Source organism: Tepidisphaeraceae bacterium, from assembly GCA_035998445.1.
Lineage (GTDB): Bacteria > Planctomycetota > Phycisphaerae > Tepidisphaerales > Tepidisphaeraceae > DASYHQ01.
Window position 1 is genome coordinate 67,631 of record DASYHQ010000063.1, and the last position, 20,949, is coordinate 88,579.

General features: G+C 66.0%; 19 protein-coding genes. 4 read left to right on the top strand and 15 right to left on the bottom strand.

All coding sequences use genetic code 11. From position 1 onward, the window contains the following. Positions 1 to 217: 217 nt before the first annotated feature. The 8 genes from VGN72_24195 to VGN72_24230 form a co-directional block, all read right to left on the bottom strand. A complete protein-coding gene (locus VGN72_24195) occupies positions 218 to 442 on the bottom strand; it encodes a hypothetical protein (protein HEV7302462.1) in 225 nt (74 codons plus the stop codon). A gap of 30 nt (positions 443 to 472) precedes the next feature. Further along, positions 473 to 907, bottom strand: coding sequence for an ATP-binding protein (locus VGN72_24200; protein ID HEV7302463.1), 435 nt, complete (start codon positions 905 to 907; stop codon positions 473 to 475). Positions 908 to 1,033: 126 nt separating this feature from the next. Continuing rightward, the gene (locus VGN72_24205; protein HEV7302464.1) at positions 1,034 to 1,390 is read right to left on the bottom strand and encodes a LuxR C-terminal-related transcriptional regulator; all 357 of its coding nucleotides are present in this window, start codon (positions 1,388 to 1,390) and stop codon (positions 1,034 to 1,036) included. Between the two features lie 7 nt (positions 1,391 to 1,397). Further along, positions 1,398 to 1,997, bottom strand: a complete 600-nt coding sequence (locus tag VGN72_24210) for a hypothetical protein (protein ID HEV7302465.1) — start codon at positions 1,995 to 1,997, stop codon at positions 1,398 to 1,400. Between the two features lie 105 nt (positions 1,998 to 2,102). After that, on the bottom strand, positions 2,103 to 4,061 hold the full coding sequence (locus tag VGN72_24215) for a bifunctional serine/threonine-protein kinase/formylglycine-generating enzyme family protein (protein HEV7302466.1): 1,959 nt from the start codon (positions 4,059 to 4,061) through the stop codon (positions 2,103 to 2,105). 19 nt (positions 4,062 to 4,080) lie between these two features. Further along, complete coding sequence (locus VGN72_24220) at positions 4,081 to 4,683, bottom strand: RNA polymerase sigma factor (protein HEV7302467.1); 603 nt, start codon at positions 4,681 to 4,683, stop codon at positions 4,081 to 4,083. 198 nt (positions 4,684 to 4,881) lie between these two features. Continuing rightward, positions 4,882 to 5,709: a type II secretion system protein gene (locus VGN72_24225; protein ID HEV7302468.1), complete on the bottom strand. Its 828-nt coding sequence runs from the start codon at positions 5,707 to 5,709 to the stop codon at positions 4,882 to 4,884. Between the two features lie 13 nt (positions 5,710 to 5,722). After that, entirely contained in the window at positions 5,723 to 6,412 is a 690-nt protein-coding gene (locus tag VGN72_24230) for a hypothetical protein (protein HEV7302469.1), read from the bottom strand. Positions 6,413 to 7,131: 719 nt separating this feature from the next. Between VGN72_24230 and VGN72_24235 the strand changes: the two genes are divergently transcribed. Then, on the top strand, positions 7,132 to 7,449 hold the full coding sequence (locus VGN72_24235) for a hypothetical protein (GenBank protein HEV7302470.1): 318 nt from the start codon (positions 7,132 to 7,134) through the stop codon (positions 7,447 to 7,449). Between the two features lie 330 nt (positions 7,450 to 7,779). Here the strand turns inward: VGN72_24235 and VGN72_24240 are convergent, their stop codons facing one another. The 7 genes from VGN72_24240 to VGN72_24270 all read right to left on the bottom strand — a co-directional run bounded on the left by VGN72_24240 (position 7,780) and on the right by VGN72_24270 (position 16,020). Next, a complete protein-coding gene (locus tag VGN72_24240) occupies positions 7,780 to 9,105 on the bottom strand; it encodes a hypothetical protein (GenBank protein HEV7302471.1) in 1,326 nt (441 codons plus the stop codon). Positions 9,106 to 9,150: 45 nt separating this feature from the next. Continuing rightward, the gene (locus VGN72_24245) at positions 9,151 to 9,810 is read right to left on the bottom strand and encodes a hypothetical protein (protein HEV7302472.1); all 660 of its coding nucleotides are present in this window, start codon (positions 9,808 to 9,810) and stop codon (positions 9,151 to 9,153) included. After that, on the bottom strand, positions 9,807 to 12,092 hold the full coding sequence (locus tag VGN72_24250; protein HEV7302473.1) for a hypothetical protein: 2,286 nt from the start codon (positions 12,090 to 12,092) through the stop codon (positions 9,807 to 9,809). Before VGN72_24250 ends, VGN72_24245 begins: the two co-directional genes overlap by 4 nt. Beyond that, positions 12,089 to 12,949, bottom strand: a complete 861-nt coding sequence (locus VGN72_24255) for a type II secretion system protein (GenBank protein HEV7302474.1) — start codon at positions 12,947 to 12,949, stop codon at positions 12,089 to 12,091. Before VGN72_24255 ends, VGN72_24250 begins: the two co-directional genes overlap by 4 nt. Before the next feature lie 138 nt (positions 12,950 to 13,087). After that, positions 13,088 to 13,903 (bottom strand): PEP-CTERM sorting domain-containing protein, encoded by an 816-nt coding sequence (locus tag VGN72_24260; protein HEV7302475.1) that lies wholly within the window; start codon positions 13,901 to 13,903, stop codon positions 13,088 to 13,090. 35 nt (positions 13,904 to 13,938) lie between these two features. Beyond that, entirely contained in the window at positions 13,939 to 15,024 is a 1,086-nt protein-coding gene (locus VGN72_24265; GenBank protein ID HEV7302476.1) for a LacI family DNA-binding transcriptional regulator, read from the bottom strand. An 18-nt stretch (positions 15,025 to 15,042) separates the two neighbouring features. After that, the gene (locus VGN72_24270; GenBank protein HEV7302477.1) at positions 15,043 to 16,020 is read right to left on the bottom strand and encodes a heparin lyase I family protein; all 978 of its coding nucleotides are present in this window, start codon (positions 16,018 to 16,020) and stop codon (positions 15,043 to 15,045) included. Positions 16,021 to 16,169: 149 nt separating this feature from the next. Between VGN72_24270 and VGN72_24275 the strand changes: the two genes are divergently transcribed. The 3 genes from VGN72_24275 to VGN72_24285 all read left to right on the top strand — a co-directional run. Further along, positions 16,170 to 19,493, top strand: coding sequence for an ABC transporter substrate-binding protein (locus VGN72_24275; GenBank protein HEV7302478.1), 3,324 nt, complete (start codon positions 16,170 to 16,172; stop codon positions 19,491 to 19,493). Then, the gene (locus VGN72_24280) at positions 19,490 to 20,671 is read left to right on the top strand and encodes an ABC transporter permease (protein HEV7302479.1); all 1,182 of its coding nucleotides are present in this window, start codon (positions 19,490 to 19,492) and stop codon (positions 20,669 to 20,671) included. Before VGN72_24275 ends, VGN72_24280 begins: the two co-directional genes overlap by 4 nt. Continuing rightward, a partial coding sequence (locus VGN72_24285; GenBank protein HEV7302480.1) for an ATP-binding cassette domain-containing protein occupies positions 20,668 to 20,949 on the top strand: 282 nt, incomplete at its 3' end. The genes VGN72_24280 and VGN72_24285, both read left to right, overlap by 4 nt.

The window sequence follows — 20,949 nt, forward strand, 5'->3', positions numbered from 1 at the left end:
GCCCCCTCGGTTGCAGCCGCATCAGAGGCCATAGCACCTTTCTCCAGCTTCCGCAGCCAAGCCTCTAAGTTGCGGTATAGCTCCCCGCATTCCTGTTCGTTCTGAGCGGCCAGCAGTCGCTGTCTGCCCGTGAGACGAGACCGCGAATTTCGATTACTACCGCCTCGCGACGACGCCAAGTCGAGTGAAAGCCTAACGCGGCTCGGAGAGCGAGGAATTAGGTCGCAAGAATCGACAGCGCGACCAACCAGAAGCCGGGTTGCCCTTCGACAGAATAGATTCCGGCAAGCACGCTCGTGGTCGAGGTCGCCAAGAGAGCGGCTATTTCAGACGCGTGCGAGGCGAATCTGTACCGCTTCGCACTCCCTTCATAATGGGCGATGCGATTCTGCTCCATCTCATTCAGATACTTTTCGACGAGTGCGCGCTGCGGGTCAGGCATGAACTCCTCCCTAATGATTGTCAACGGCGTCTAGTTCTCCCAAGTCAGAACCAGGTCGCCGCTGGTGGTGTCGATGTGGCGGCTGAATCGCCAGCCATCCTGTTTGAGCCGGCTAACTTCCGGTGTCTCCATAGCTCGCCGTTCTTGATCCGGCGTGCCACGTGGGCCGCCGTCAAAACCTGTACCGGGTTTAACTGGACAAAACGTCAGGACATTGTGATGCCCCGCAGCGGCGACGGTGATGGCACGCTTTACCGCCTCCTGCCCGCGTACGTCAGCGAAGTCCAGCGGTGACGAGACCTGCGACGCCATGTACGGTTGGCCATTCAGCTCGTACGGTTCGATTGGCAGCAGTTCGATCAGGAAGCTGACGGCGTCGGCGAGCGTGCGGACGGGGATAACGTCGACGCCCTCCACCACCGTGGCTTCACAGCAGTTCTCGGCCGGCAGGATGACGCCTCGCAACCTCTTCTCGCGCCAGCATCGCCAACGAAATATCGACCTTGATACTGCGCGCTTCTATCTCTTGTGCGTGGGAGAAACTTTGGTGCCGAAAAAAAGTCACGCTCTTGCAGGAGCGGCTTGTCACGCTCAGGGACGCCGGTCGGGCCGCAGCCGCGCCCGCGCTGGCGACGCTGGACGAACTGTCGGCGCAGTGTTCCGTGGGGCTAGAGTCGAAGATCGCGCCGGTGTGGTGGTCCGTTCGGCTGCCAGGGCATATCGCAGGAACAGCGCCATCAGCTCGGCGCGCGAGTTCACGCCTAGCGCCACGTAGAGCGACTTCACGTACACGTGGACCGTGTGGACACTGAGCTCCATAGCGGTGGCCACCTGCTTTTCGCTCAAGCCGCCCAGTAACATCTCCAGCGTCTCCAGCTGACGGGAGGACAGCGCTTGCGCCTCGCGAGGGGCCAACGTACGGGTGATGTCTGTCGACGGCCTGGCCATCGTGTCTCTACGGGTTGCAGGACGAAGTGTAGATCCTCAGTTCGCCTCGGATGTTGTTGGCCGCAGGAGTCACGTTCGCGTCGGCCTGCAGGAGGACCCGCCCAGTCACGACGACCTTGTCGATGTCGTCCCTAGAGGGCGTCGCCGAGACTGAATCTTCGGCCGTGACATTGGACTGCCCCAGCGTGTCGGCGTCGGGGCATTGTTCCGCAGCAATGTCGACCGCTTGCTTTAGCACGCCGCCGACGAAGAACTCCACGCGTAGCTCGCTCATCGCCATTCGGGTGCCGCCAGACATCGAATGTGCGGTGAACTCGACCTCATCGATCGCGCCGAAGCCAATTGCGCTTGTCGATACGGGGACGGTCACCCCCCCGATGACCGTCCACCCGACGGCGCCACCGCTACTGCCGACGCTCGCCACCAGCTGAACCGATACCCAGCCGGAGTCGATCCCGTCGCTGGGGCTCGCGTCCCAGACACACTGGCCCGTCACCGCGGGAATGCCTTGGGCGTCGTTGATGCCGTACTCGCTCACCGGATGGTTGGTGCTCGAGCCGTTGTCGCCGAACCTTACAAATGCCGTGAAACAGGGGAGGACGGACATGGATGGTGACCGGTCGCTTTCCTTCGCAGGTGGACCCCCAACGTCAGCCGTTCATTAGTTAAATGTCCGTCTTCGCCGCGCGCTCACGCGAAATGGAAAGATTGTTTACGGCGACTCGGGCAGGCGGTCCTCGGCCACGACGCGAAACCCGGTGAGGGAATCGGCGGTGCCGGGGAACCTCGACCGGCGGGCCGCAGAGCGGATCGCCGAACGGTCGTCGGCGACGCTGCCGCCGCGCACGACCCGGGTCACCATGCGCAGGTCGGCCGACCGATCGGTCGGGTGCCTCGGCCCGTAGGCGTCGGCGCACCATTCGGCCGCATTGCCGTGCATGTCGAAGATCCGCCAGTGGTTTGGCGTGCGCCGCGCGACCGGCTGCAGCGCCCCCTTGGCGTTGGCGGCGAACCAGGCGACATCCTCGGCGACGCCAGTCCCCGCGAACGGACCAGTCATACCGGCGCGGCAGGCGAGTTCCCATTCTGCCTCGCGCGGCAGGCGGTAGGTTCGCCCGTCCCGCGCGCTCAGCTCTCGGCAGAACGCCTCCGCCTGCGCATGAGTAACCGCCGTCACGGGGTTGTCATCGCTCACCTGCGGCGCACCCGGAGGGAGATCGCCCATCACGCTGCGGTACTGGCCGCGCGTCACCTCGGTCGTGCCGATCCAGTACGGCCGGTCGACGCGGACCACCGTCTCGTTCTCGTTTTGCTCACGACCCAGCTCCTCGAACGGACTGCCGAGCGTCACCGGTGTGGCGCCAACGCGGATGAACGCCATCCCCATGGCGTTGGTGAAGCTTGGTCGGTCGAACGGCTCGAACGGGGGCGGGCGGAGGTAGACCGCTGCCACCGCCACGACGACCGATAAGCCGACCGTCGCGAGGACCGTCGCAAAGATCCGTTGCCGACGCTTCGCCGTCGGGCCGACGCCGGCCATGACCGGCCGGCCGTCGAGGAAACGCTCGATGTCCTCCGCGAACGCCAACGCGGTCGGGTACCGGAGACCGGGTGCCTTCGCGAGAGCCCGCTCCAATAGGGCCCACAACTGCCCCGGGAACGGCCTGCGGCGTCCGTAGTAGTCCAGCCGGGCCGCTCGGCTTGGCGATCGCGTCGTTATGTTGGCAACGACCTCGGCGACCGAGCCTACGACGGGGTACGGAAAGTCGCCGGCCAACCCGTGGTACAGCATCACGGCCAGCGCGTACACGTCGCTCGCCGGCCCGACCTCGACCACGCGACCGGCCGCCTGCTCAGGGCTCGCCCACGGCAGCGATCCGATGATCTGGCCGGTCATGGTCGCCGCCGTCGCGCCCGGCGCGTCACCCGTCACGGGCGAGAGCCGCGCGAAGCCGAAGTCGAGTATGTGCGGCGCCCCGTGCCGGTCCACGCGGACGTTCGACGGCTTCAGGTCACGGTGCACGATGCCCAGCTCGTGGACCTCGTGTGCGGCCAGCGCGGTCGTGCGGATGACGCGCAGCACCTCCCGGACGTACTCGTCGGGCCCGCGGCCCGGATCGGAACGGGTCACTGCCAGCCATTCGTCCAGCGGCAGGCCGTCGATCAGATCCATCGCGAAGTAGAACGACCCGTCGGCCGTCCGCCCGCGGTCGGTGACCCGGACGACATTTGGGTGGTCGACCGACGCGAGCACGGCCACCTCCCGGTCGACCCGCGCGCGGTGTAGGGACGTGAGTAGCGGCCCGCCAGCGACGATCTTGACCGCGACGCGCCGCCCGGTCGATTCCTGCACGGCAGCGTATACGACACCCTGAGCGCCGGCGCCGAGCTCGCCGTCCAACGTGTAACCGCGGATCGCCTGACGCAAGGTCGGCTCGGGCTCGGTCGCGGTGGCTGGCGGAGCGTGCAATGCAGCACGGTGGATCGCGCGGACGGCGCGCAGCCGGTCGCAGAGTTCTGGGGCCAGCTCGGGGTGCGCCTCGATGAGCGTGCGGTCGTCGATCGCCTCGCTGGCGGCTCGGCGTGCGATCACGTCCAGGACGACGTCAGTCACCGCGCGCTCGCGCGCGCCGATGAGGGTCGATGGTATGGCGTCGGGCGGTTCAGGCATGGACGGGAACGGCCGGTGGTTAGAAGAATGACGTCTCTGGGCCGAGCTGCTCCCTCAGCAGCTTGACCGCCCGGTTGCACAGCATCATAGCCGAGCCCTCCGAGCGACGCATGCGCTGCGCGACCTCCCTAAACGGGTGACCGTCGAAGTAGCGCAGCACGATCGCCTCGCGGTACTCCGACGGCAGCGCGTCAACCGCGGACTCGACGGCGCGGACCGCCTCGTGCCGGGCCGCCGAGGCGCTGGGCGTGCGCCGGTGCTGCGCGACCTCGTCCAACATCGCGATGATGCCCGTCGTCGTGTCGGCACCGCCGGATCGCTTCAGCGTTCGCTGCGCGCGGATCATGCCCAGCGCCTGGAACCGCACGATCGCTGCGAGCCAACCGTAGGCAGCCGACGCGTTCTCCAGCATGGCGTTGCCCCGGCTGCGGAACGCCTCGTAATACGCGTCCTGCAGCACGTCCTCGGGGTCAATGAGCGTGCGCAGGTCGCTGGGGATCATCCCACAGGCTAGGGCGTGAAGGTCGCGGTGGTGGATAAAGCAGAGCTGTTCGAACGCGCTAGCATCGCCGGCGGCGGCCCGCTGGACGATCTGCTGGAGTATCGGATCCGCATTGCTCATGTCGTCATCGACGTTCGGGGCTCCGATGAAGGGCGACCGGCGAGACGCCAGGAACGGCAGCGACGAACGCGCGGCGCAATAAAAAGTCGGGAGTGCGAAAGGAGGGGGGGGAACCTTCCGCGGGGGTCTCCCGACGGCACATACCGTACCCGCGACGACCGGGTCGGGCAACCCGTGGGGCTCCGGTCCGCGCGACGGTCACTGCAAGTCGTAGTCGTACGGGGACCAGAGCGAGTCGAACTTGCTCTTCATCGTCACGCGGTCCCCGAGGTCGTCGGCGGACTTGAGGCTCACGTGGCCGTCGAGGTACCCGATGTGGACACGCCCGACCGCGGCCCCGGCGGCCGCACGGACGCCGCGCTTGCGGTGCAACCGGTAGGCGAGGTCCGACTCTACCATCTGCCATCGTCCGGCCCAGAAGCCCCCGGCGGCAAGGCCGACGAACTTCTCGCCCGGCGCGACCCCACGATGGCCGATGATGTCGGTAGCGGCATACCCGGGCGGCACCGTCAGGGCGCGGAGGTAGCTCCAGCCCTCGGACACGAGGATCAGCTTCGAGGAGGGCTGCGCCCCCTGACGAAAGAACGTCCCGAGCAACGGTGGCGTGAGGTACGTTATGTCGCGATGCGAGCTCGCCCAGAAGTTCATCGCGTACGTGCGGAGGATCGGCTCGTCGTCCGCCGGACATCGCAGGACCGGCGCGGTGATCGCCCCGGTCCCGTCATAGACCGTCCCGCCACCGATGAACCGTCCGATCCGGTCCCCGTCGGCCCATGAGCCGACCTGAATGGTTCCGTTCGGCGGGAACCTGCCGTGGTGCACCGTCGCATAATTGATTAACGCGATCGTGACCTGACGCACGTTGCTGGCGCACGCCGTGTCGCGAGCGGCGCTGCGCGCGGACATGGCGGCGGGCACCAGGACGCTGATCAGCAGGACGACGATACCGATGACGACGAGCAACTCGATGAGCGTGAAGCCGGACGGCGGGCGAACGGGTGAGCGTTTGCGTGCGGACGGCGACATCGAGTGGCCTCGGCTATCGGGTGCGAAGCCGCGGCAGGCCGCGGGCCCGCGCGCGGAGAGCGGCCACAGCGATCATCAGGAGACCGGCGGTGGCGGCGGCCGGCTCGGGCACGTAGGTGATCTCGATCGTCGGCACGGCACCCAGGTCGAGGTACTCCGGAGCCGTGGGGGCGTAGAAGGGGTCGGTGCCGAGGACGATGTAGCCGGATTTCCCCGTGACCGTCTCCCGGTCCGGGTTCAGCCGCAGGAAGAAGTACTTGTCGACGTTCGACGGGTCCGCGTAGAGACCGTTGAGGAACCCCGTCAGCCGTTCGTCAGCAGTTGATGAGGTTGAGCGGACGATAGGGGTGGTCGGCGAGCCGAAGTCGAAGCTGCGCTGGATGATCGTGGCGTTAGGGTCGTCCGCACCCATGTAGTGCAGCGGCTCGGCGAACGTCTTGGACGCGGACCACGGGCCGCTGGCGTATAGGTCGATGCCGTAGTCCGGCGCCGCGATCAGCGAGAGGACCGTCATGCTGAACGACGCCCGCAATACTGGGGCAGGCCCGTCGGCCTCCGGCGCCGGCAGTTGGAACGGGAACAGGATGCCGCGCCCGCCGATGGGTCGCCTCGAATTCGAGCCGACGTGGAGTTCCTGCATCAGGTGGTGCTGAAGCGAGTCGAGGGGTGTGTACGTCAGGTTGTCCTTATGGGCATGCAGCACCGCTGCTTCGACGACGGACGCGGACGAAACAAGAGTAACGAGCAGGGCGGTTGCACGAGCGATTGTTAAAAACAACTTAGGTTCCTCATATTGAGCGCGTGAAGATCCATCGCAGTATCGCGGGCGACGCGTCAATTATCAAATTATGTCCTCGCCACGCTGGACGGACGATAGCACGGCATATCGATGGCGGTCAGATGGAGCGACGGCAAGATCTGAAAAGGACCTTCATTCGCAAGCTCTGAAGGTCAACTGATGATGCCTTTGCGGCGATCTACTTTCGACCGTTGGACTCCGATCCTGTGCATCCTGGCCTCGAATGGATGTATCCGACATGGCGGACGAGCACTGCTCGTGTCGCGTTCTTTGCAAACAATCGCAGATGTATCCGATCTTGTATCCGATCGCGCGATCGTCCGTTATCCGATTAACTCGGGGAATCGCTCGAAATTACTAGCCTTTCCGACGTTTTCGCGTGATAGGTGTCAAGCACCAAATCGGACTACGGATCAGGGGGTTGGAGGTTCGAATCCTCCCGGCTGCATTCTCCTTTACCTGAACAACTTAGAGAACAACTGACGCCTCTGAAAAGAGGCTTTTTAGCGTATCGACGCTAGCCATTACGATCGCGGCAGCCAGACCGCACAGGTAATGCCACTGGCGATCGGCCTCGTATCGCACGCTGACCGACAGCGCGTTCTGGACACGCTCATCCCGACGTGCGGGCCCATGAGAATCACATCACCGCGGGCGACATCGGCTACCGCTACGTGCTAGCCGCGCTCGCCGAGGCCGGTCGGTCCGACGTGATCTTCGATATGCTCTTGCGCGCCGACACGCCCAGTTACGGCGCCCAACTCGCCGCCGGCGCGACGTTGACGGAAGCGTGGGACGCCAACCCGCGCAGCTCGCTCAACCACATGATGCTCGGTCACGCCGAGGAGTGGTTCTTCCGTTACCTCGCCGGCATCCGCATCGACCTCGCCGCCGCCGACGGCGCACCGCGGGTGCTTCATCGATCCGCACGTCGTCGGTGACGTTGTTTGGTGCCGTGCCCACCACGATTTTTCGTCCGGCCGGATCGCGGTGGCATGGGAGCGGCACGGCGACCGCGTGACCGTCCACGCGACGCTCCCGCCGGGACTACGCGCCGCCACGCGGCAAAGCAATGGGCTTGAACCGCTGGGTGCTCGCGTCCACGCGTTCGAATGTCCATTGATGAGCGAGAGGTTCCCACCAACGGCGCGGCATGGCGACAACAGTGGTGGCACGATCGGCAGGCCATTACTAGGGCCTGCCGATCGTGCGCCCGGCTGTCGCGACAAACAGCAGTAGATAGGCCGGAGGGTGGCAGATCGGTGAGCAGTCTAAATCCGCCGGCTCAACGCGCGGCGATCGGGGCGTCGAAACAGGCCGATCATCAGGATTACGGCCGCCAGCGAAGTCGGTTCGGGCACGATGCGGGTGTTGTACTCTTGAAGCAGATCGAGTTGATACGAGCGGCTATTGGTCGCCGTGACGTTGAAGCCGAGCTGTGTCGATTCCGCGTTGTTCGAGTCGTAGACCCACAGCGCCGCCATGGGAACGTCGGCCGCGACGTATGCGTCCAGCAGCACGCGCAGCCGCTGCTCGGTGTCGTTGGACGGGTTGCCATCATCGGGAATAGGGAAATCAAACGTGTCGGCGACGCCGAACTCACCTAGGAATAGCGACTTCCCCGACGCGTCCGCCGCCGCGACCAGCTGCGCGAGCACGGCGGTGTAACCCGAGTTAGGTGCATCGGCGAACCGCGCTGATGCGGCGGTCTGCTGGTCGCGATTGTTGCCCAACAAGGCATGGTGATACGCGTGGACGCTGATCGCGTCCACCGCGGCGTGGTCGTCGATGGTGATCTGTCGGAACTCGGCGGCGGTGTCGCGAACGAAGGTGTTGCTTTGCCGCAACTCAAATTGCGCCGGTCGCGAGACGCTGTGGCCCGTCGTAGTCGCGCGCCCCGGATCGATCGATCGCGCGATCCCGGCGAATTCTGCGATGGCGGCGCGCACCGCGTCGCTGCTGATCTTGTCGGCGGCGGTGCGCTGCGCGGGCGTGCCCTGGGCGACGTTCACGCCAGCGTTTGCGTCTTGTGTCGGCAGGTCTTGCGCGAGGTTGAACTCGTTGCCGAACTCCCACATCAGGATCGCCGACGAGTCCTTGTAACGCGTGATGACGTCCGTGGCGTACTGACGGGCGAGCGTGCGGGTTTGGCTCGTGGCGTTGCCCCAGGCGTTGCCGCTCTCGCCGACAAGGTCGGGCAGCGCGAACCGGTTCCAGAACAGCGACGGCACCAAGTCCACGCCGTGCGACTCGGCCGAGGCGATCACACCGTCCATCCGGCGGAAGTACTCCGGCTTGTCGTCACGGTAGAGCTGCAGGTCGTTGGCGTAGAAGCCACCAAGGTTCAGCCGGGCAAATGGGATGTCGCGCGCGCCGAGCGCGGCAAAGCCGGCGTCGTAGGATGTGTTGGCACCGTCGCGCAGCGTTCGCAGGAAGGCGTCGTAATAGTTCACGCCAAAGCCACGGTAGGCAACGCCGTCCCGGCGGAACTCTCCGTCAACGACGCTCAACGGCGCCGCCGACGCGGGTGCGGCAGCAAGGGCCAGCAGGGCGATGACGTTGCGAAGCTGTTGGCGAGCATTTGAGAAGTAAGGCAACGCGTTCTCCGGTTCGACTGGGCGGACACACATGTCGCGGAACGACTACTCCCACGAGAGCGTCGGGCGCACTTCGGCTTCGGCCTCGCGTGCGTGGAACAGTGCTGCGGGTGTGGCTGCCTTCTCTGCAGGCTTGGTAGCCATTACGATAAAGGCGATCGTGCCGCCCTCGGCGGCGTCGATGTAGACCTTCATCGCTTCGCCGACGAAGGTGAGCTTGGCATCGCCGTCGGCAAGCGTCGCCGTGGCGATGGGCTGCACGCCTTTGGTGTCTGGGTCGGCATCGTAGGCGAGCTTCTCCTGCAGTCGGTTCCCGCTGGCGTCGACCGCGCTCTCCTTGCCCCCGCCGGCGTAGGCGGCCTCGTCCAGCGTGAGCTCCGCGGCGCCTGCGGTCACGCCGTACAGCTCGAACGTCCCGCTCGTGGCCGACTTGGCCGTCTTTGCCAGATGCAGCGTGAGGGTCGGATTGGCGATCGCCGCCGGCTTGTCGGCGGCCAGGTCGAAGCGAAGCACGGCGATGCGGTCGTTCTGTCCGGCGGGGTTGTCACTCTTGACCGCCAAGGTCTTCTGCGTGCCGAGATCGCCCGGCTTCCCGATATCGCGAATCTGAACGACGGAGTCTGCGACCGGCTCGGCGGTGCCGCCGTGGGCTTCGATAGCGACCAAACCCAGGACGATTGCGGCTGCGGTGGTGATGCGATTCATAATCCTCTCCAATGGTGGTGTCGTGCAAGTACGTCCTTCAACGGCTCAGGCGTCTCACGCGCCGCGAACGAGCCAAGCGCGACGTCGATCGGCGCGGCGCTCCACGGGTGACATCGCGAGTCGAGCGCGTCGCCGGCGAACGATTCCCAGAGCGACGTCGCGCCAGCGTCGAGCATGGGGCGGTAACGCTTCAGGGTCTGTGCGAGCAATAGGTCGTCGAGCCCTGCGTCGCGGAGGGCGCGGACGGCGTACATCCAGAAGTAGGGCCCGCACCGGGCGACGTGCCGGTCGTCGCCGCCAATTAACCGCGCCAGCAGGTCGCGAGCCTCGCAGGTCTCGCACCAGCCGGCCAGCACCGCCCAGACGTTCGTCTGCTCGCTCACCTGCGGCAGACGCTCGCCGCCGACGACGCCGTCAGCGAACACGCCGTTCTGTTCGTCGAAAAAGCATCTCCGCGCCACGGTGCGTCGATTGTCTGCAGTCTGCCGCAGTTTCGCCGCCCGAGCGCGGTCACCGGCGGCCTCTTCCAGGTCGGCCAGCGCGCGTTCCGTGATCGACAGTAGCGCCTGCAGCGCCGCGTTGGTGCCGCGCCGGTCGATGCCGGGTTCCTCCAGGTTGTGCCAGCCCATCCCGGCGTGGTCGATGAATAGCGCCTGCATCGCCTGCCCGTCGGGCATCGCGGGGTCGTAGAGCTCCTCGCGAGCAGCGGACTTCGGCAGCGACGTGGCGTCGATCGGGCACAGCCCTCGCGAGTCGAACTGCCGCTCGAACCACGCGTATACCCCGCGGGCTGCGCGCAAAGTGTCGCGAACCGTATCGAGGTCGCCGGTGTGACGGAAGTAGTCGCGCGTGCCGACGATCGCCAGCAGCTCGTAGTCCAGCAACATCTGCGGACCGGCCGACCAGACGACCGTTCGGATCAGCCCGTTCGCCGCCGGCCGGGCGAACTGGGCACGGGTCAGTTGCCGCCAGTAGCGGGCGTCGCCGGTGAGCGTGTAAACCCAACGCGCCACGGCGTGACCGTCGCCGATGTACGTTGCCTGCTCGCGAGTCGGACAGTCGATCAGCGCGTCCTGGCAGCCGAGGCGGACGGTGCGGATCGAAAGGGCGACAAGCGCGTCCAGCTCCGCGTCCCCAGCGACAAGCTCTTGCCACGCCAGGTCGGCCTCCGTCGCGCGCACGCCCGCATGTGTTACGTCGACCGCGCCAGTGAAGCCGCGGAGCATCACAGCGATGTAGCGAAAGCCGCTATAATCGATCGCCGCGTAATCAACCCGTCCACCGGGCGTAGTGATGCGGTTGGCGTAGCTGCCATGCTTCATCAGCAGTTGCGGCCGACCGGCGTCGTCGAGGGATTCGGCGAAGCCGACGTCGATGACGCCGGGTCCGTCGCTCTCGAGCGCGACCATTGGCTCGCCGACGTACTCGGCTCCGAGGTCGAAGACCAGCGCGACGCCACCCGGTGGCGTGAGTCCACTGACGCACACGCACGATCCGTTTGCCTCGATCGCGACGGAACTGTCGCGATCCATTTGCGTCCATCCCGCGTCCATCAGCGATCGGCCATAGGCGGCGGTGCCGTCGAGGCCGGCGCGGTCGAGGGTCTGCGCGCCGGGCGCGAGGGGCTCAGGCGAATTGGCGATCGCGAAGCGGCCGATCAGTCGTTCAAATGAGACGTCTGTGTGCCTCAGCGGTGGGTGGGGGTTAGGGCCAACGTGCGCGACGAACGGCGGCGCTTCGAACGTCGGGGCGATCGGCCAGACCGCGTCGTCGAAGTCGGTTGCCTGCCAGCCAACGGGGTGGCGGCGAAGGTCGAGGTGTTCGACGTGCCCGATCACGAGTGTCCGCCGCGGCACGTCCGTCGCCAGGCCGGCATCGGGTGACACCCGCCAGGCGCCGCCGTCGTCTAACGGTCGGCCATCGGCGTCCAGGAACTGCGCCCACAGGCCCGGGTGCCCGGTCGGCACGGCGGCAAGGGTCGGGACGGTCGGATCGCAGACGAGCACGGCCAGCACGTTGCCTCCGGTGGCGGCGATTCGCGGGGTCAGGTCGAACGAGTCGTACAGCCTCTCATCGGGGTGATGCGGCGTCGGTCCTCGGCCGAGATATGCGCCGTCCAGCCACGCGTGATACCGACCCTCAGCGAACAGCCTGAGCCGCGCCGCGCCGGAACCGATCCGTCGCCGGAACAGCCGGAGGGCAGGTGCGTCGGTGGGGCCATCGCCCCAGATTGGACGCACATCGAACGGGACGGCGGTGTCTGCTGCGTGGCGGTCGCTCACGGTTGGACATTCCACGGGTCGAGCATGTCGCGCGTGATGCCCTTGCCGATCGTCGCATCCAGCGTGGCGGCATGACCGTCAACGAAGACGGCATTCGCGCGGTTCTTCACGTGGGGGAAATACAGGCGCGCGTAAAGCGGATTCGGCGGGCCGCTGTACGCGGGTGCCGAGTACATGCCTTGGCCGTACCGCACGGGGACGCGGCCGTCCCATTGGGTGGCGGCCACGCTCCAGTTCGAAGCGTTCTGATGTGGCCGCAGGACGGCCCAGCCGTCGGCCATATAGATCACCTCCGTCGCCCGCCGCACCTGCGTGATGCGCGGGATTGGGGAGGGTCGAGCGCCGATCGTTACGCGGTAGCTGAACACGTCGTTCACCGCGTACGTCACGCCCCCTCGGGCGACGCCGCCGATAAGCATGGGATACCCGTCCTTCAGGTCAATCGACGGGCAGGCGAGCTTCTCCATGATCGAGACGATTGCTTCGGTTTCCTCGAAGGCCGTCCCGGCAGAGTTGAGGTTGGGCGTGCCCGTCTTGCTGAGGTAGCGCGCAAGGCCAAACCACCAGCGGCCGTCGGCCGGCGAGTTTGGATCGCTGGGGTCGACGAGGTTCCAGCCGCGAAGGGTGAACTTGTTGTCGTTGGCGTACATGGATCCAGCCAGGCCGATCTGGCGGAGATTGCTCAGGCACTGGACCGTGTTCGCCGAGGCCCGGGCGCGGCCGACGGCCGGCAGCAGGATGGAGATCAGCACCGCGATGATGCCGATGACGACGAGCAACTCAACGAGCGTAAAGCCCGCCCGGCGCGCGGCGGCCCGGCTCGGGCAATCAACGGATTGTGGGTGAATGCATGGCATGGCGATCTCCTCGGTCAACGGTACAACTTCCGAGCCGCGACACGAGCCGTGGCCACACTCCGAATCGCAGGCGCGCCCGCTAAGGTACGCCAGCGAGTTTGCGAGATGATTCACTGCGCAGCGGCGAATCGGCCCGGCTCAAGCCCGCCGCGCTCGGCGGAGCAAGCCGAGGCCACCGAGGCCAAGCAGCCCAAGGCTGGCCGGCTCGGGGACGACGGTGACGTTCAGGGTCGGACCGGCGACGGAAAGGGTCGCCGTCTCGCTCGAGGCGAATTCGAAGCGCTGCGTCGCGTTAGCGCCAGTCGTCGTGAGCGAAAGGATGAAAGCAACGTCATCGTCCGTATCGTTCACGTTCGTCGTGAATCCGCTCAGGAACGTGTCGAGCGCCGGGCTAGAGAATGTGAGTACGGTCCCGTTGGCCGTCGTGCTAGGTGCCAATGCCAGCGTCGCCACCTGCGTCGCCCGAATTATTTCGGGATTCGCATTCGTATCGCTCTCACGCACGAGATTGCCGCTCGTGTCCAACGCCGAAGTGGTCGACGTCGTGGCGGTATACGTCATGTCGTTGAGGTTGTCCTCGAGCGCCGAGTTCGCCACACCGAACAAGTTGAAGTTGTATGCCGTGCCGGCCGTGCCCGTCTGGCCGGTAATCGTAAAGCTAACCGATGACGTGCCGACGGTCGGGCCGGTGCCAAGCGAGGACAGGTCGAAGCGGACGATGCTCGCGCGGTCGTTGCCTGCATTGGTTCCGGTGGTGCCGCTGGAGATGGCGACGGTATCGCCGGCATGCAGTGCGCCGGAAGCACCTCGAGCTGACGGGGTTCCGGCGAAATCGGTGCGGGAGACCCACGAGTCGTCCACCGCAGTGAGGGTGGCCGCAGTTGCAGACGTGGCGAGTCCGCCTACCACAAGGGCGGCGGCGGCGGACAGGACAAGGCAAGACTTCTTACTCATCATACTCCTCCAGGGGGTAAAGCATCACGAGCCGGTTAGCCCGCGTTGTGAAGGGACATCGGAACCACACCATCAGATATGGGAAGATCGGCAGGGAGTCCGGCATTGACCGGGAGCGCCGGGATAGCAACGGTCAATTGCCCCGGCATGGCGTCGCCGCGCATGCGTCCGACGAGGCGTTGGACGGCGACACGGCCTAACTGCTCGGGTTGCAAATCGAACGTCGCCGGCGCCGGCACCACGCCGGCCAAGGCCGAGGCGTCGTTGTCGCACGAGATGACGGGCGCCTCGTTCATCAGATCGAATCCGAGGCGCCGGCACTCGCGCTCGAGTATCACCAGGTGCCGGTCGCACGCCACGAACAGGCCCGCGCGAGTCAGGTCCATCTGCTTCAGCAGAGCGGCGGCCTCGGCGGCGCGCTGGTCACGCGAGGCAGCTGGATCAAGCCCGGGTGTCGGACGCGGGGCGATCACCGTTAGCCGCACGTCGAGGTGCTCGGTTTCGTCGCGGAAGGCCGTTCGGCGCTGTTCGTAAGCGGGGTGCGGCACGTCGAGGTTGACGTAGACAAGATCGCTCCGGCCATGGCCGACCAAGTAGGCGGCGGCGTCGCGGGCGATCTGGGCGTGGTCGGTGCGGACTCGGTCGCCCCAATCGGTCGGGCCGTGCGAGCCGATCCAGACGACGGGCTTAGCCCGCAGGTCGTCGAGTACGGCGCGCTCGTGAAAGCTGATGACCAACAGCCCGTCCGACCGCTCGACCGCGCGGGCCGTTTCGGCAACGTTGCCGGGCTCGGTAAAGCAGACGGACAGATCAAGTGCACAACCGCGCAACTCGTCGGCGGCGCCCTGCATCACGCCGATCAGGATCGGGTTCTGCGAGCGGCGCGCGGTCGGCTCGCTACGCGGGCAGAGCAGCGTGACCGTGCCCGTGTAGACTCCGTCCGCCGACCGTGGCCGGCGGCCCGGTCGCGAGCTGATCGGCCGCGGCGTGTAACCCAACTCCGCCATCGCGCGATGAACGGCTTCGACCGTTTCGGGCGTGACGTGCGGACGCTTATTGATGACGTTGGACACCGTCGCGTGTGACACGCCGGCCGCCCGGGCTACTCGAATGATCGACACGCATGCCTCCGGTATTCTCTATTTCGTTGCGCCTTGCGACCGTCCAAGGGCCGGATCGCGCGGGCGGTCGCTGAACCAAACGTCATCTAGGTACAGGGTCTGGTCGGCCTGTTGCGCTTTGCGATAGATGCCGAATCGCAAGTCCATGGCGTCAAGCGCCTCGAAGCCGAGTGCCACGTCGGTCCGCGGAAAGTTCCCAATGTCGAGCGTTTCATCGGCCACGACATTGCCATCGATCCACATCCGGAAGTGGCCAGTGATGTCGTCCTTGCTATGTGACAACATCACATTGTAAGTGAAATCGTGCCATTTTCCGGGAATGAGATTGTCGAGGTCGAGCGAAGTCCGCGAGCCATCGCTCTTGGTCACCACATAAAGCGACCATTGCGCCGGCTCCCCGGCCTTTACGGGGTGAAACGACATCGCCGATGGGATGCCCCACTCGACGTTTTTAGCCTTGCCCACCGTGTGGGGCTGCCATAGCTGGTTGATGTGAAGCCATTGACCCGGTGCGGGGGGCTGCGACGACGGATCGATGAAAATCTTCACGCCGTACCAGCGGTCTTCACCAAAGCGGAACGGCTGGCGTCCGAGCTCGGGATCACCGCGCCCGTGCTTAACGCGAAGTTCGACGCGGTCGCGATCCGTCCCTGGGTTCGCGACCGCGGAAAGTTTAAGCGATCGTGATCCGCTGGCCGCCTGATCGGTGCTCAGCACAGGGTCGAGCGAGGCTCCTGACGCGGGCATGTCGAACCGCATGCCGTCCTCGATGTAAAAGTGATAACGGTTTGGCCCGGAAGTCTTTACAGCGTTAAGTTCGAGCGCAGCCCCGTCGGATGTCTCAAACCCCAAGTCAATGGGCACGAACGCTGGCTTGGTTGTGGGCAATGTGGTAGCCGGCGCCACGGCGCCGTTGGTCTGGCCGGAAGCGCTAGAAACAATCGCGGTTGCGGTCACCGCAAATACGGTCGCGATGAGGGCCGGTCGGTTCAGCATGGATCGCTCCGTAAAGGTCTGCTTCTAAACACCACGTCTTTGTCCAACAAAGCCACGGTCGGCCGTTCGGCCACTCTCAAGTTATAACATTATTGGTTATTGTCAATGAAAAAAAAGAACATTGCAAAACGAGGAGGCGTGTCGTAGTTTTGCATATCTTGCTGGAGGAGCCCGTTAACAATCGTGAGCGCGAGGTCCACCATCCGTCTTTTGGCGACCGGTGGACGTGGGTGGTGTTGCGCTGGGCGCTCCTGCCGGTCGCGGGACTGGTGGCGGTCAGCGTGATGGTGCTGGCGATGGGGCTGTTGCTTTCGGCAATGGCGACATCGTCGAGCGACCCGTCGTCGCCGGCGGCTTCGCTGGAGATTGGTGACGGCAACAAGGGCAAGACCGCGACGCGAGCAGATCTGGTAGCTCGACAATCGGCGGCAGCCAGCCCTGCAGAGAAGGATCCACCGCTGTTGAGCCCGCTGGTTGCGGCCGGCCAGCTTCCGCCTTTACCCGAGCGTCTACCCGTCGATCCCCGCGTAATGAACGGTGCGGACTCACCGGGCCGCTATGGTGGCACTTGGCTGCGCCTGGCGACCGGTGAATCGGACGTCGCGGTCATCGAAAACCGCCTGTCGATGGCCACCCCGCTCCGGTGGACGCCGATCGGCGACGACCTCGTGCCGCACGTCTGCTCGCAGGTCGATGAGCTGGATGGTGGACGTACGTTCGTCCTCCACCTGCGGCCGGGCCACAAGTGGTCCGATGGTGCGCCGTTCACCACCGCCGATGCGATGTATTGGTGGGAGCACGAGATCAACGACGCCGGTCTCGGTGGTGGGCAGGCGCCCGACTGGCTGGTGCATGCTGGGCAGACTGCCACGCTGGAAGCCCCCGATACCACGCGGCTGCGGATTCGATTCGCCACGCCGAATGGCCCCTTTCGTCAGCGGCTGGCGTCGATCTTCGCGTACGAGCTGTTCAGTGCGCCAGCGCACTACCTTCGGCCGCTGCATCCGACGCTGGGCGACCAGGCGTTGATCGCGCGTGCGATGCGTGACGCGAGCGTCGCCAGTCCGCTGTCGCTTTACAAGTCGCTCAAGCGATGGAGCAACCCCGCCCATCCGCGGTTGTGGCCGTGGGTCTACCGCACCTTCAGCAGCAGCGCGCCGCACGTGTTCGTCCGCAATCCGTTTTACTTCGCCGTTGACGCCCATGGGAGACAGTTACCTTATCTCGACCGCGTGCAGTTCGACGTCCGCTCGGGCGAACTGCTGACTCTGTCGGCCAGCGAAGGGGGCGCGTCGATGCAGGCGCGGCACCTGCGGTTCGACAAGTTCACCGACCTAATGACCCAGCGCGATGCCGGTGATTACGACGTGTACCAGTGGCAGTCGGCGGCGGGCTCGTCGTGGGTCATCAACCCGAACTTGAATCGCGCGACGCCGGAAGGCGACCCCGCGGCGGCCGACAAGGCGCGGCTGCTGGCAGAGGCGGACTTTCGGCGGGCGCTGTCGGTCGCGATCGACCGCAAGCGAATCGTGCGGGCGGAGTACGTCGATCGGGTCCGGCCTGCGCAAGTGGCGCCGCCGGTCGGGTCGCCGTTCTACGACGCCGCGCTGCAGAGCGCGAACACGCAGTACGACCCTTCCGCTGCCGAGGCGATGCTCGACGCGCTGGGGTTCGTGCGGCCGCGGCCGGGCGCGATGCGGCAACTGGACGGCCGGGCGCTTACGTTCTTCCTCGATTACAGCGCCTTCACCGGGCCGGGGCCCGTGCAGTTTGTGGTCGACGACTGGGCCGCGGTCGGCGTGCGGGCGATCCCGAGGGAGCGGGCGCGGTCGCTGTTCATGATGGGTCGCGACGCCCGCACGAGCGATCTCCTCATCTGGACCGGCGAGAGCGAGGCGCGGCCACTGCTAAGCCCGCGGTCCTTCGTGCCGTTCGGCACCGAGTCGTTCTGGGCGGTCGGCTGGGGAAAGTGGTTCGCCGGTGGCGGCCTGCGAGACGACGTCGCTGCCCGCGCCGCCGGTGGAGTCCGCCCGCCTGATGGGCACCCGGCGCTGGAGGCCATGCGTTTGTACGAAGCGGCCCTCTCGGCGACGGAAGAAGTGCAACGCCGCGAGCTCTTTGGGCGCCTCGCCGCGATCGCGGCCGAGAATGTCTGGACCATCAGCGTCGCCGAGTCGCCGCCGCAACTGGTGGTCGTCGATCGCGACCTGAGGAACGTGCCGCGGCAAGCCACCGACGGCGTGATCTTCGGCAGCCCGGGCCACACCGGGATGGAGACGTTCTACTTTGCGACGAAGTACGACTCGACTGGTGCGACCGAAGCGGCCCGTGCGTCTGTGCTCTACATGAGCGACGCCGCCGTCGCCCGCCGTGCCGGCAGCGCCGAGCCTGCGGCTGGCTCGTCGGGACGATGGTGGGTGCTTGGGACGCTCGCGGTGCTCGGCGCGGTCGGCGCGCGCTATCCGTTTATCGGTCGCCGCGTGCTGATCATGGTGCCGACGCTCGCGGTCCTATCGGTGGCGATCTTCACGATCATCCAGCTCCCGCCCGGCGACTTCCTGACGACGCAACTGGCGCAGCTCGAAGCCTCCGGCGACCCGACGGCGGATCGACAGATCGCGGAGCTCAAGCAGGCGTTCCACTTCGACGATTCACTGCTGAGCCGCTACTGCCGATGGGTCGGGCTGACGTGGTTCACCAGCTTCGACGCCACCGATGCCGGCCTCCTTCAGGGCGATCTCGGGCGCTCGATGCAGACGGGCCGGCCCGTCAACGAAATGGTCGGTGACCGACTGACGCTAACGCTCGGCATCACGCTCGGCACGATCGCGCTGACCTGGCTGATCGCGCTGCCCGTCGGCATCTACTCCGCCGTGCGCCAGTACACCGCCGGCGATTACGCGGTCACGCTCGTCAGCTTTCTCGGCATGTGCGTGCCGCCGTTCCTTCTCGCGCTGATCCTCATGGCCGTCACCGGAACCAGTGGGCTGTTCTCGCCGGAGTACGTCGCCCAGCCGGACTGGACGGCAGGCAAGCTGCTCGACCTGTTAAAGCACCTGTGGATTCCCGTGCTCGTGCTCGCGCTCGATGGCACCGGCGGGATGATTCGGGTGATGCGGGCCAACATGCTCGACGAGCTGCGGAAGCCCTACGTCACCACCGCCCGCGCCAAGGGCATGCGACCGATGCGGCTGGTGCTTCGCTACCCGATGCGGCTGGCGCTCAACCCGTTCATCTCACGCGTCGGCAACCTCTTTCCGCAACTCATCAGCGGCGGGGCGATCGTCGCTATCGTACTAAGCCTGCCCACCGTCGGGCCGCTAATGCTTGAGGCGCTGCTGAATCAGGACATGTACCTCGCCGGCTCCCTATTGATGGTGCTGAGCGTGCTGGGCATTGTCGGCACGTTGGTCAGCGATCTGTTGCTGGTCGCGCTCGATCCGCGCATCCGGTTTGGCGGAGGGACGCGATGAGCCAGACGCTGCTTCAAAACCAATCCACCGCCGCCGCCACCGCTTCCGAACCTATGGAAGCACCTGAGCCCGCCGCGCCGCAACGCCCCGCGATGAGCCCGCGGCAGTTGCTGTTGCGGCGGTTCTTGCGGCACCGCCTGGCGGTGGCGGCCGTCGGGCTGCTAACGGGGCTTTACCTGATGGCCATCTTCGCTGACGTCGTGGCCGTCAACCCGGCGGGCCGTTACCACATCGACCAGGCCTACAGCCCGCCGCAGACGCCACGCTGGACACCGTCGCGCGGCTTGCACGCGCCGCTGCTCGTGCAGCAGATCGACCAGCAAACGCTGCGTCGCACCTACACGGCCGATCCGCATCGCGTGCTCCCGCTGACGTTTTTCGCCCGCGGAGAGCCTTACTCACTATGGGGATTGATCCCGCTGGAGCGGCGTCTGCTGGGCGTCGACCGCGCGGCGTGGTCCGGACCCAGTGAGCCGCCTCCACTGCTGCTGCTCGGCGGCGATCGTTACGGCCGCGACGTCTTCAGCCGCGTCGTCGCCGGTTCTCGCATCAGCCTATCTATCGGACTGGTCGGCGTCGCAATCACGTTCCTGCTGGGAGTGATCATCGGCGGGATCTCCGGCTACGTCGGTGGGACGACCGACACGGTCATTCAACGTGTGATCGAGGTGTTCAACGCGCTGCCGCAACTGCCGCTTTGGCTGGCACTGGCGGCGATCTTCCCGCCGGAGTGGTCATCAGTGGCGGTTTTCTTCGCCATCACCGTCGCGCTGTCGCTGTTGAACTGGCCAGCCTTAGCGCGGGTGGTGCGCGGCAAGATCCTGGCGCTGCGTGAGGAGGATTACGCCATTGCCGCGCGGCTGCTGGGCGTGAGTCATCGCCGCGTGCTGTTCAAGCACCTGATGCCCGGCTTCGCCAGCCACATCATCGTGACGATCACGCTCACGATCCCGGTGATGATCCTTGGCGAGACCTCGCTGAGCTTCCTGGGTCTGGGCCTTCGCCCGCCAGTGGTATCGTGGGGCGTAATGCTCCAGGACTGCCTGGACGTCAAGGCGGTCCGGTACTACCCGTGGCTGCTGTCGCCGGTGGCGTTCATCGTGCTGGCGGTGCTGGCGTTCAACTTCTTCGGCGACGGAGTCCGCGACGCCGCTGACCCGCACGCGGAGGACGCATGAGCGCTGCGACGGCACACGGCAACGTTTTGGAAGTGCGCGAGCTCGCCGTCGACTTCCGGTCGATCACTGGCGTCACCCACGCGGTGCGCGGGATCTCGTTCGACCTGCGCCGTGGCAAGACGCTGGCAATCGTCGGCGAGAGCGGCAGCGGGAAGAGCGTGACGAGCTACAGCATCCTGCGGCTCATCCAGCGGCCTGGCCGCATTACCGGCGGCAGCATCACGTTTTATCCCGCCACCGGCCCGTCGGTCGATCTCGCAGGGCTGCGCGATGACGAT

What these genes read in the sequence shown, in the direction of transcription:
- VGN72_24195 (HEV7302462.1), bottom strand. Translation starts at nt 442, where the DNA reads ATGCCTGACCCGCAGCGCGCACTCGTCGAAAAGTATCTGAATGAGATG.
- VGN72_24205 (HEV7302464.1), bottom strand. Translation starts at nt 1,390, where the DNA reads ATGGCCAGGCCGTCGACAGACATCACCCGTACGTTGGCCCCTCGCGAG.
- VGN72_24210 (HEV7302465.1), bottom strand. Translation starts at nt 1,997, where the DNA reads ATGTCCGTCCTCCCCTGTTTCACGGCATTTGTAAGGTTCGGCGACAAC.
- VGN72_24215 (HEV7302466.1), bottom strand. Translation starts at nt 4,061, where the DNA reads ATGCCTGAACCGCCCGACGCCATACCATCGACCCTCATCGGCGCGCGC.
- VGN72_24220 (HEV7302467.1), bottom strand. Translation starts at nt 4,683, where the DNA reads ATGAGCAATGCGGATCCGATACTCCAGCAGATCGTCCAGCGGGCCGCC.
- VGN72_24225 (HEV7302468.1), bottom strand. Translation starts at nt 5,709, where the DNA reads ATGTCGCCGTCCGCACGCAAACGCTCACCCGTTCGCCCGCCGTCCGGC.
- VGN72_24245 (HEV7302472.1), bottom strand. Translation starts at nt 9,810, where the DNA reads ATGAATCGCATCACCACCGCAGCCGCAATCGTCCTGGGTTTGGTCGCT.
- VGN72_24255 (HEV7302474.1), bottom strand. Translation starts at nt 12,949, where the DNA reads ATGCCATGCATTCACCCACAATCCGTTGATTGCCCGAGCCGGGCCGCC.
- VGN72_24260 (HEV7302475.1), bottom strand. Translation starts at nt 13,903, where the DNA reads ATGAGTAAGAAGTCTTGCCTTGTCCTGTCCGCCGCCGCCGCCCTTGTG.
- VGN72_24270 (HEV7302477.1), bottom strand. Translation starts at nt 16,020, where the DNA reads ATGCTGAACCGACCGGCCCTCATCGCGACCGTATTTGCGGTGACCGCA.
- VGN72_24280 (HEV7302479.1), top strand. Translation starts at nt 19,490, where the DNA reads ATGAGCCAGACGCTGCTTCAAAACCAATCCACCGCCGCCGCCACCGCT.